We start from the raw sequence: 11,511 nt of genomic DNA, 5'->3' as shown, positions 1-11,511 counted from the left end.
AAACCGCCAGGCGCGTTACTCGCATCTTGGCATGACCGAGAATGCCCACCTCCCAAAAATACGGCGCGTCTGGCAGACTGCGCCGCTTGCCTGCTTTAGACGCGTTTCAGACGTGCGATCCCTCCGGCACGTGCGAGCGAATCAGATCCATGAAAATCTCCAACGCTCTCGTCTGGAACTCGTTCGATTTCGTCACCAGCGAAAAATCCCGCGTCACGGGCGTGCCCGCTACTTTCAAGGTACAGAGCGTCCCCAACTGGCGCTCTTTGCGGATCGCCCAATAGGACAAGAGACTGATCCCGAGGCCCGCTTCTACCGATTCCTTAATCACCTGTGTGCTGCCGAACTCCATTCGCTTCTGCGGCTGGAATTTGAGCTGGCGAAACATCTTTTCCGCCGCCTCCCGCGTCCCGGAGCCTTCCTCCCGCACAATCCACGTCTCCTGCATCAGCTCGCTGACCGCAACCTTCTCCTTGCCTGCCAGCCGATGCTGCGGGGAGACGATCACGTACATGCGATCGTCGGCAAACGGCTCGATGCACATTTTTTCGTTCACGTACTCCCCCTCCACGATCCCGACATCCAGTTGCCGGGTCGCTACCAGGTCAGCGATGACGGTCGAATTGTGAATCGTGATCGTCGGCGTAATCAAAGGGTAGTCTTTGCGCAGCCTCGCGATCACGTGAGGCAGGACATACTCTCCATACGTGTAGCTGGCGCCAATCGTCAAATGCCCACTCGGCGTGTTCATCAAGTCGTCGACCAGGCTCTGCATGCGCGTGTACAGCCCTAAAATTTCCCGGGCATGATGGTAAACGATCTCCCCCGCCTTGTTCAACCTGACGTACTTGTTGCTGCGCTCCAGCAACTTCGTCCCGATCGCCCGCTCCAGCGAGAGAATGTACTGGCTGACGGCTGGCTGTGTCATGTGCAATTCTTCGGCGGCCCGCGAAAAGTTTTGCCTGTCTGCGACCGTGACAAATACGCGCAGTTGCTGATCCATGCAGCATCCCCCTCTTCTTTTTCCAACAACTATACGCTTTTACTTATCATCATCATAGCAATGATTTATTTTTCTTATTGTTATAGTTGTTTTATGCTTTGGTTGTCAAATCTGTTCGAGGAGTGATCGCAATGGCCTCCCCGCTGCATGAAAGCGCGCCATTGAACGACAACGACCAGGCATCTGTCAAAGCTGAAAGCAAGCCTCACAACATACCTGCCCCTGTTTCCTTCTGGCTCGGCGGTGTCGCCTTCACCTTTGTCATCGCGCTACTGGGTTACGGCTTAGCTTACATTCCCGGCTTTGACCGGGTCGGACCGTTGGCCTGTGCCATCCTGATCGCCGTGGCCTATCGCCAGTTTTGGGGATATCCGGAGCCGCTGCGGTCAGGGATTCAATTTTCCGCCAAGCGTTTGCTGCGGCTCGCCATCATTTTGTACGGACTGAAGCTGAATATGGGCGTCGTTTTGCATCAAGGACTTGGACTGCTTGTCTACGACGCAGGAGTCATCGTTTTTTCCATCGCGCTCACCATGCTGATCGCCAAATGGCTGAAAGCCGACACCTCGCTCTCGCTCATGCTCGGCGTAGGAACCGGAGTCTGCGGAGCAGCGGCCATCGCTGCCGTCTCGCCGATCATCCAGGCCAAAGACGAAGATACCGCCATTGGCGTAGGCATCATCGCGCTCGTCGGAACCGTTTTCGCAATCGCCTACACCGTCCTGCGCCCTTTTCTGCCTATGACTGCCGTCGATTACGGGATGTGGTCGGGCATCAGCCTGCATGAAATCGCCCACGTCGCACTCGCGGCCGCGCCTGCCGGGCAGGACGGCCTGGCAATGGGACTGTTGGCCAAGTTGGGACGCGTGCTCCTGCTGGTCCCGCTCTGTTTTCTCTTGATGTTCTGGATGAAGCGCAGCGGGAAAAGGCAAGGCGCAGCCAAAATCGAGTTTCCCTGGTTTTTGATCGGCTTTCTGGTCATGAGCCTGTTCGGAAGCTACGTGCTCGGCAAGCACATTCCTGTCTCCGCCGCCTTCAACGCCGGAGTGGCCCAATTGACCACCTTCGTGCTGACCATGGCGATGGTCGGTCTCGGACTGAACGTCAACCTGCGTGCCCTGCGCTCAAAAGCGGCAAAGCCGCTGATCGCCATGTCCATTACCTCGATCCTGTTATCCGCGCTGTCCTACATGCTGATCTAGCCTGTGGAGAACCCATCATCGCCTGGTGCGCAGCCAGGCGTTTTTTTGTGGATAAGGACAAAGCTTATCCCCATATGTTGATAACAGTGTGAACATCTCACCTGGAGGCGTCCATATGTTGAGTCGCTTTTTTCAAACCCGTCCGAACATCCTGTTGATAATTGTCGATCAGGAGCGCTATCCGCCCGCTTACGAGGAAGCCTCTGTGCGGGCATGGCGCGATGCAGAGCTTCCCGCTCATTCTTTTTTGCGCAGCCACGGCCTGGAGTTCAGGCGCCACTACGCAGGCGCGACAGCCTGCTGTCCCAGCAGGGCCACGCTGTTTACCGGGCAGTACCCGTCCCTGCACGGCGTCACCCAGACGAGCGGCGCCGCCAAAAGCTCCCCTGACAGCGACATGTTTTGGCTCGATCCAAACACCGTGCCTACCATGGGCGACTACTTCCGCGCTCTCGGCTACCGCACGTATTACAAAGGCAAATGGCACATATCCGATCGCGATATTTGGGTACCGGGCACGCACCTGCCCATCCTGAGCTACGATTCAGGCACAGGCATGCCCGACCCGGAAAAGGAGCGCCTGTACTGGCTCGCCAATCGGTTAAACGACTACGGCTTTTCCGGCTGGATCGGCCCTGAGCCGCACGGCAGATCCCCGCACAATTCAGGCTCGTCAGCCGCCATCGGCGTAAACGGCCGGGACGTGGTGTACGGCAGCGAGGTTGTCAGCCTGCTCGGTTGGCTCGATCAGGAAAAAAGTCGGCTCACACGCCCGGAGACGTACCAGCCGTGGCTCATCGTCGCTTCTTTTGTCAATCCACACGATATCGCCCTCTATGGGGATATCTCGGCACAAGTTCCGCTTTTTCGCTTTGAAGTAGAGCCATCCGTGCCCGCAATCGCTCCGCCTCCGACCCGGCACGAATCGCTTGAGACGAAGCCGCGCTGCCAGGCGAGCTATCGCGAGGTTTATCCACAAGCGTTCCAGCCGATCTCAGACGAGCCTTTTTACCGCCGCTTGTATTACCAGTTGCAAAAAAATGCCGATCAACAGATCATGCGCGTGCTGCAAGCATTGACGGCAACGTCCTTTTACCCGGAAACATTGATTTTGTTCACATCCGACCACGGCGAACTGCTGGGGGCACACGGCGGGCTCCATCAAAAATGGTATTGCGCCTACGAGGAAGCGATTCACCTCCCGCTCATCATCCACAATCCGCTGCTTTTTCCACAGCCTCTGTCTACCGAAATGCTGACCAGCCATGTGGATATCCTCCCGACCCTGCTCGGCTGTGCCCATGCGGATGTGGCGGCCATTTCCGCAGAATTGCAGTTGACTCACAGCGAAGTCCGCCCGCTTGCGGGAAAAGATTTCTCTGCGCTGATTCTCGGCAACGGCGAAACAGACGCAAGCGATACCGGGCCGCTATACTTCATGTCGGAGGATGATGTGACAAAAGGACAGCACCAGATCAGCCTGTTCGGCCAGCCCTATCACTCCGTCATCGAGCCGAACCGGATCGAAACCGTCATAGCCTGCCTGCCGTCTGCTGGACATGGACACCGGGAGTTGTGGAAATACTCTCGTTACTTCGCGGTGCCCCCATCACCTGCCGAGTCTTCCCCGGCCATCGAACCCGAATACGAATTGTACAATCTCAGCACAGATCCATCTGAAATGCGCAATCTCGCCGCACCTGCCTATGCCAATCCTTCCGCAGAGCCTGTGCGCCGCCAGATGGAGCGGATGCTGGTCGAACAGCGAGAGCAGAAGCGGCTCACGCCTCGACGCGCGTCACGGCAGCAAGGCAACGGAGCGCACTCTTGAAGAAAGCAAGCTTGCTGTCACGAAGCGCTTTGCTTTGTGTCAAAAGAAAAACCCCCTTTCTGACAGGGGGTTTTTCCGGAATTTATCCTTCTTGCGACAGCAACACTTTTTCCAGCGCAGCAATCGCTTCGTTCTCGTCTACGCCATCGGCAATCAGGGTAATTTCCTCCCCTTTGGCGATCGCCGAAGCCATGATGCCCATGATACTCTTTCCGTTGACCGTCTTTTCCTGTTTGACGATCTTGATCTCGCTGGAAAAGGACGTGGCCATCTTCACAAAATTAGCTGCCGGTCTCGCATGCAAGCCGTGCGGCAATTGGACTACAATTTTCTTCTCCACCATCCTGTTGTGCCTCCTTAGATGTCTTCTTGCAAAATTGTTTCTTTGACAAACGCTTCTACCTGCGCGGATGTGCTCATCTGCAAAATCGCGTCGATATGCTTTGCCATTTCCTCCCGGCTCAACTGGCTAATCTGCTTGCGGGCTGGCAAAATGCTGCTCGCGCTCATGCTGAACTCGTCGAGGCCGAGTCCCAAAAGGATCGGTACGGCAACAGGATCGCCTGCCATTTCTCCGCACATCCCTACCCATTTGCCTTGGCTGTGCCCTGCCTCGATGACGTTGCGCAACAGCCGCAGGACCGCAGGGTGATACGGCTGGTACAGGTAGGCTACCCGTTCGTTCATTCGATCCGCTGCCATCGTATATTGAATCAGGTCGTTGGTTCCGATGCTGAAAAAGTCTACTTCCCGCGCGAATACATCTGCCATCATGGCGGCAGCAGGGATCTCAATCATGATACCCACTTCGATGCGATCGGATACAGCGACTCCGCTGTTTTGCAAGCCCTGCTTCTCTTCTTCCAGGATCGCTTTGGCCGCGCGGAACTCCTCCAGCGTCGCTATCATCGGAAACATGATCTTCAGATTGCCATGCGCGCTCGCCCGCAGCAGGGCGCGCAGTTGCGTGCGGAACAGCTCCTGTCTGTCGAGACACAGCCGGATCGCGCGATAGCCGAGGAACGGATTCATCTCCTCCGGCATGTCCAGATAGGAGAGGTGCTTGTCGCCCCCGATGTCCAGCGTGCGGATGACGACAGGCTTGTCGCCCATGCCCGCGAGCACCTGCTTGTAGGCGAGGTACTGCTCTTCTTCTGTCGGGAAATCATCCCGTCCCATGTATAAAAACTCGGTGCGGAAAAGGCCAACCCCTTCTGCGCCGTTTGCGAGCGCGCCTGCCACATCGGCCGGGCTTCCGATATTGGCCGCCAGCTCCACGTGATGCTGATCTGCCGTAATGGTCGGGTTGTGGACCAGCTTTTCCAGCTCGGCCTTTTGCTCGGCGTACTCCGCCTGCTTCCTCGTATAGAGCGCGATCTCTTCCTCGCTCGGGTCGATGATGACCACGCCTTCATGCCCGTCCAAAATAACGAGTGTAGACGGCTGAACCGCGCTTGTGATCGTCTGCGTCCCGACCACGGCCGGAATCTCCAGGGAACGCGCCATGATCGCGGAGTGCGAAGTGCGTCCGCCAATGTCGGTCACGAAGCCTTTTACATAGCGGCGGTCAAGCTGCGCCGTGTCCGACGGAGTCAAATCCTCCGCCACAATGATGACTTCCTCTGTCAAAGAGCCGGGATGAAAAAAGTTCACTCCAAGCAAATACGCCAGGACACGCTTCGTCACATCGCGAATGTCGGCTGCCCGCTCGCGCATGTAATCGTTGTCCATCTGTTCGAACAAGCCGATAAACGCCTGCGCGACGTCGTGCAGGGCGCTTTCTGCGTTCGTCATTTCTTGTGTAATCTTGTCTTTTACGGTGTCGACAAGCTCAGGGTCCTCCAAGACAAGCAGGTGGGCTCTGAAAATGTCGGCCTGCTCCGCGCCCATCTCTTTTTCCACGCGCAGCGCAATTTGCTGCAAGTCTGCCTTCGCCCGTTCCAGCGCTTCCTCGAAACGATGAATCTCACTGGCAGCATCTTCTACCGCTACCGTCTTGATTTGCATGTCAGGAGCGGTCAGCAAAAACGCCTTGCCGATGGCTACCCCTGCGGAAGCTTTTACCCCTACGATTTTTTGGGACATTCCTTGCACCCACCTTTCTTTACTTGGTACTGGTCCACTCCTGCATCAGCCGGGCTTGTCTGCGCACCACTTCCTCCAGCGGATGGCCTGCCGGAATGCCCGTGTTGTTGTGCAACGCATATTCCCACCCGAACAGTTTCAAGTCTGACTGGATGCGCACCGCTTCTTCGTCCTCTGGCGAGTCGAACAACAGCGCTGCGGCAATCGCCAACCCCAAATGCTCGGGACTGATTCCTCTCTCCATGCATTCCAGCGCAGGGCCTACCAGCCGATCGTGGCGGGACAGCTTGCGCAGCGGCGAACGCCCTACCCGGACCACTTCGTCCGAGAGCAGCGGATTCGTGAAGCGCGCCAATATTTTCTCGATATACTGCGCATGCGCCTGCTCGTCAAAGCCGTACTTGGCTACCAAAAGCGCTCCTGTCTCCTGCAAGGCGCCTCTCGCAGCCTTCGCCACCTTCTCGTTTTGCATCGCTTCATCAATCGTTTTCAATCCCAACTGATAGCCGAGATACGCAATCACGGCATGGCCGGTATTGACGGTAAACAGCTTTCTCTCGATGTACGGAGCCAAATCGTCTACATAGGTGACGCCTTCGATCTGCGGCACGTCTCCTACTAACTGCGAACGGTCCACGACCCACTCGAAAAACGGCTCTACCACAACGAGCAGCTTGTCTTCATGCTGCTGGATCGGCACGATGCGGTCTACCGCCGCATTCGGGAAACCGATCAACTCCGTCGCCTGTGCCTGCAGCTCTGCGGAGAGCCCCGCCAAAACGTGCTCCTTCAGCTTGGCGCTCCCGCCAATCATGTTTTCGCAGGCGATTACATTGAGCGGACGCGGATTGTCTGCCAGTCGCTTCGCAATGCCTGCCGCAATCGCTCCCGAAATCGGCCCGAGGACGTTTGGCCCTACAGCCGTAGTCACCAGATCGGCGGAAGCGATAGCAGCAGCGACAGCTTCGACATCCTGCCCGTGAATCGCCCGCACTCCTTCCACGACCGACTGGGGATTTCCTGCTGTTGCCAATTGCACGTGATACATTTTTCTCTGGTTCAGCTCGTCGACCAGCGCTGTGTTCACATCGACAAACACAACCTCGTAGCCTGCCTGTCTCAACAGTTGCCCGATGAAACCGCGCCCGATATTGCCTGCTCCGAAATGGACTGCCAGCATGAGCGACTACACCTCCTCGGTGAACATCGCCATGATTTCTTCTGCTGTAGCGGCTTGGACGATCCGCTTCACGTTTTCTTCCTCAGAGCAAAGGATGGCGATATTGGACAGCACCTCCAGATGCTCATCGCCTACTGCCGCAATCCCGACCAATAGGTACGCCGTATTCCCTTCGCCAAAATCGACGCCATCCGGCACCTGCACAACCGAGATTCCGGTGGATTGGATCTCTGCCTTTGCTTCGTTCGTTCCGTGCGGGATCGCTACGCCGCTGCCGATGTAGGTGGTCGCCAGCTCTTCGCGCTCCAGCATTTTTTCCACGTATTGAGCCGTCACGTGTCCGGCGCGAACCAGCAGCTCGCCTGCCAGTCTGATCGCTTCTTCCTTGTTCGCTGCCTTTGCATTCAGCATGATTTTCTCTGTGGTCAGTATGTTTTTCATTTTGTTCTCTCCCATCCTGTCTTTTTCAGGCAAAAGGCATATAGCCTGCCTGCTATATAATCAGCAATGCGCTGTGGTTCTCCTGTCTGCAACAAGTTCTGCATGTCTTCCTCGATCAAAAGTGAGCTGACCTCGCTGAGCACCTCCAGCCCTTCCTTGGGCACTTCCTTTGGCCCCAGCAGAAGCAGCAGCAGGTCAACCTGCATCTCCTCTTCATCCATCGAGCGAAGCAATACGGGCTGCTCCAGGCGGTGAAAAGTGAACGACGCTTTCTGCACCGCCTCGTTTCTGCCGTGGAACAGCGCCATGGACGTGCCGGGGATGCCTAGCCCGCCGAGCTTTTCGCGTGCGATCAATTGCTCGACGACCGCCTCTGCCGCAAGGACGGTTTCCCGTTTTTCCAGCTCTGTGCAAATGTCCCGCAAAAGAGCTGGCATATCGTGCTGGCTGTTACTGACGCGCTGTCCCCATAAGCCATCGAGAATTTGATTGGCGTAAGTGGCATAGAGCTGCATCGCCTTCAACTGCTCCTGCGACTGCCTGCCAGGCGGCACAATTTTGCTTTCCTTTTTCGCCGCCCCCACCTGGACCGGGCGGTTGTGCAGATGAAACTTGATTTTTTGAATGTCGTCCTGCGGCAGCAGCGGGCTGACGACTACGTATTCTGCCGGGTCGAGCGCCAGCGGCAGGGTGGAAATAATCAGATCGTAGTCGCTGCGCGGCACGTTGCCCAGATCAAACATGGACAAGTTGCGCAAGCTGACGATCTCGGGAATTTCCTTTTTGATGCGCGTCGCCAAAATCTTCGACGAGCCGATGCCGCTGGAGCAGACGACCAGTGCGCGATAGCGATGGTGCTCCAGCCGCCCCCTCTCCAGCGCTGCCCCCAGATGCATGACCAGATAGCCAACCTCTTCCTCCGGCACTTGCAGCTCAGGCAGGAGGACCGCCACCACCTCCTTCGCCACCGTAAACAGCTCCGGGTAGTTTTGCTTGATCTGGCCGAGGATCGGATTGTGAATCTCCATCTGACGCCTGAGCCTGTACAGCGCCGGCTCCAGATGCGTCAGCAGGCCGTGAAACAAAGACGTGTCCTCCCGCAGCGAAAGCCCCAGACGCTCTTCGCACAGGGCAATGAAGCGTGCGGTCAAGGCGGCCAGCTCGGTATTTTCCGGCCAGACGGCGTCCTCGGGGGACTGCCGCAGCTTCGCTCCACGCAAATGCATCGTAATATAGCCGATTTCATCCTGCGGAATCTCCATCTGAAAGATGTGCTGCAGCCGTTCCATGATGTTTTTGGCGACGACGTATTCGGGGGTTCCCGCCAGCTCGCTCAGCGTATGCTCGTCGAAGCGAATCTTTTCGCCTTTTTCAATCCGCTCCATCGCCAGTGCCAAATGCGCGACCAGGCCGATATAGGCGCTGTCCGCGAGCGGATACGGCAGCTCGGCTTCGAGGTGGCTCAGGGCATTTTCCACCTTCATCAGCTTTTCCCGGTCGATCAGTGACAAAAGCCGCCGGGAAATCGAGTCCATGTCCCGCGAAGATTTGTTTTGAATGTTTTCCTTAATAATCCCGATCAGCTCGTGGTCATCGAGATGCTCGGCAATCAAACGGCTGATCGCCTTTCTTTTGGACGCCTCGTTTCCCAGCAGCTCGACTCCGTATCCTCGCTTTCTCAGCAAGGTCAGGTCGTAACGGCCGAGCAGTTCCTCGAGATCGTCCAGGTCGTGGCTGATCGTGGCGGTCGTTACCTTCAGATCAATCGCCAGCGAAATCAACTTGACGGGTTCTGTGGCTGCCAGCAGGGAGCAGAGGATGATCGCCTTGCGTTCCTCGGCGGTAAACTCCGTCGTCGTCTGGTGCAGGACAGACATTTTCAGCGCCAGCTTTTGCTCGGGTGTGCCTACAACCTCTACCCCGGCCCCCGTCTTGCGCACCAGTTCCAGACCGCTTTCGGCAAACAGCGGGTCGAGGGCGTCCAGCTCCCTGTGGACGGTTCGCGTGCTCACGCCGATTCGCTCGGCGATCTGCGCTACGGTTATGCCCTTTTTCTCCTGCAATAAAATTTCCATGATCGATCGCTGCCGTGAGGATACATGCATGCCCTTGCTCCCTCCTTAACGCCAAAGAGGGAAAACGCTAGCTTTCACTAGCGTTGATCCCCTTTTACCCCAGCCGTTTGACCAACTTGTCATACTCCGGACTATTCAAGAAGTTATCAATGGAGATGTGCTCGGCAGACGGTGCTTTTGCCCGCGCTCTCTCTGTCAGCGACTTGTGCGTAATGACGATGTCGGCATCGTCAGGAATGTCGTTGATTGCGGTGTTGATAACCGTGATCTCGCCAAGTCCGGCATCCTTGAACTTTTTGCGCAGGGATGCCGCCCCCATTGCGCTGGAGCCCATACCAGCGTCGCAAGAAAAGACTACTTTTTTCACATCGGCAGCCACCACTGCTTTCGCCGCCGCTACCTCTTCTCCTTCTGCTGCTGGTTGCTTTTTGCCTTTCAGTTCCTGCATTTTTTCCGTCGCTTTTTCCAACTCGTCCTCATCAGACTTGCCGCCCATTTTCAGCAATGCAGCCGCGATGACGAAGGAAACGACTGTCGCTGCAACAACCCCTGCCAACACTGGCAGCAAGCCGCCCCGCGGAGCCATTGCACTGAGAGCGAAAATGCTACCTGGCGATGGCGATGACACCAGTCCTGCTCCAAGCAGCGTGAAGGTGAAGACCCCTGCCATTCCGCCGCCTATTGCCGCCAAAACGAGGCGCGGATTCATCAAGATGTAAGGGAAGTAAATTTCGTGAATACCACCGAAAAAGTGAATGATAACCGCACCTGGCGCCGACTGCTTGGCGTTGCCGCGCCCTGCCAGCCAATATGCCAATAGGATTCCCAAGCCAGGCCCTGGATTTGTCTCCATGAGGAAAAAAATTGATTTCCCTGTTCTCACTGACTCTTCCAGTCCAATCGGACTAAAAATACCGTGGTTAATTGCATTGTTCAAAAACAGCATCTTCGCCGGCTCGACTAAAATGCTTGCGAGCGGCAGCAATCCTGCATCCACAATCACTTGAACACCGGAAGCGAGTGCTTTGCTAAGACCAGTCACGACCGGACCAATCGCTAGGAATGCTATTATCGCAAGCACCCCCCCAATTATTCCCGCCGAAAAATTGTTAATCAGCATTTCAAAACCAGAACGAATTCTGCCTTCAAGTAGTTGGTCCACTTTTTTCATGATCCAACCACCGAGAGGTCCCATTATCATTGCTCCCAAAAACATCGGGATGTCTGATCCAACTATAATCCCCATTGTGGCAACGGCCCCTATGACACCGCCACGTACATCGTGAATCATTTTCCCACCCGTGTATCCGATCAAAAGCGGTAGCAGATACGTAATCATTGGAACAACCAACTTGGCCAGTTCCTCATTAGGCCATCGCCCCGTGGGGATAAACAACGCCGTAATCAGTCCCCAGGCGATAAACGCACCGATGTTCGGCATCACCATCGCACTGAGAAACCGCCCAAATTTTTGTACCGAGACTCGCAAACTGCCGGAAGCTTGATTCTTTGTCGCCAAGTTCTCCATACTGGACCCTCCTTTACCCTCTCTATAAATTGTTGACAAGATTAAATTAATAATGTGCACACCTCAAATATAAAGCGTTTACATAAGCGTCACAACAAAATCAAAGCGCGAATTTGTCGTTCTCATTGTTGCCAAAACTTAATAACCGGCACACATAAAAAAGACT

At 55.9% G+C, this 11,511-nt stretch carries 9 protein-coding genes; 2 read left to right on the top strand and 7 right to left on the bottom strand.

Annotated elements, in window-relative coordinates; translation table 11 throughout:
* Window positions 1-106 precede the first annotated feature (106 nt).
* Window positions 107-1,003, bottom strand: a complete 897-nt coding sequence (locus tag M655_RS01975; RefSeq protein WP_005827505.1) for a LysR family transcriptional regulator — start codon at window positions 1,001-1,003, stop codon at window positions 107-109.
* Window positions 1,004-1,134: 131 nt separating this feature from the next.
* Here M655_RS01975 and M655_RS01970 point away from each other — a divergent pair, with 131 nt between their 5' ends.
* Both M655_RS01970 and M655_RS01965 read left to right on the top strand, forming a co-directional pair.
* On the top strand, window positions 1,135-2,205 hold the full coding sequence (locus M655_RS01970; protein WP_007777386.1) for a YeiH family protein: 1,071 nt from the start codon (window positions 1,135-1,137) through the stop codon (window positions 2,203-2,205).
* Between the two features lie 115 nt (window positions 2,206-2,320).
* Complete coding sequence (locus M655_RS01965; RefSeq protein ID WP_026557597.1) at window positions 2,321-4,036, top strand: sulfatase family protein; 1,716 nt, start codon at window positions 2,321-2,323, stop codon at window positions 4,034-4,036.
* 82 nt (window positions 4,037-4,118) lie between these two features.
* Here M655_RS01965 and M655_RS01960 read toward each other — a convergent pair whose 3' ends face one another.
* The 6 genes from M655_RS01960 to M655_RS01935 all read right to left on the bottom strand — a co-directional run bounded on the left by M655_RS01960 (window position 4,119) and on the right by M655_RS01935 (window position 11,345).
* The gene (locus tag M655_RS01960; RefSeq protein ID WP_005827500.1) at window positions 4,119-4,379 is read right to left on the bottom strand and encodes an HPr family phosphocarrier protein; all 261 of its coding nucleotides are present in this window, start codon (window positions 4,377-4,379) and stop codon (window positions 4,119-4,121) included.
* Between the two features lie 14 nt (window positions 4,380-4,393).
* Window positions 4,394-6,121, bottom strand: a complete 1,728-nt coding sequence (ptsP, locus tag M655_RS01955) for a phosphoenolpyruvate--protein phosphotransferase (protein WP_007777390.1) — start codon at window positions 6,119-6,121, stop codon at window positions 4,394-4,396.
* Window positions 6,122-6,140: 19 nt separating this feature from the next.
* Window positions 6,141-7,301, bottom strand: coding sequence for a mannitol-1-phosphate 5-dehydrogenase (locus M655_RS01950; protein ID WP_026557598.1), 1,161 nt, complete (start codon window positions 7,299-7,301; stop codon window positions 6,141-6,143).
* 6 nt (window positions 7,302-7,307) lie between these two features.
* On the bottom strand, window positions 7,308-7,742 hold the full coding sequence (locus M655_RS01945; RefSeq protein WP_005827491.1) for a PTS mannitol transporter subunit IIA: 435 nt from the start codon (window positions 7,740-7,742) through the stop codon (window positions 7,308-7,310).
* A complete protein-coding gene (locus M655_RS01940) occupies window positions 7,739-9,847 on the bottom strand; it encodes a BglG family transcription antiterminator (RefSeq protein ID WP_026557599.1) in 2,109 nt (702 codons plus the stop codon). The genes M655_RS01945 and M655_RS01940 overlap by 4 nt, the downstream gene beginning before the upstream one ends.
* A 64-nt stretch (window positions 9,848-9,911) precedes the next feature.
* Complete coding sequence (locus M655_RS01935; RefSeq protein WP_005835139.1) at window positions 9,912-11,345, bottom strand: PTS mannitol transporter subunit IIBC; 1,434 nt, start codon at window positions 11,343-11,345, stop codon at window positions 9,912-9,914.
* Window positions 11,346-11,511: the final 166 nt, after the last annotated feature.

The organism is Brevibacillus sp. NSP2.1 (assembly GCF_000470975.2).
Classification (GTDB): Bacteria; Bacillota; Bacilli; order Brevibacillales; family Brevibacillaceae; genus Brevibacillus; species Brevibacillus agri.
Note: the sequence above shows the minus strand (reverse complement) of the source record. Positions and strands in the feature narration are given on the sequence as shown.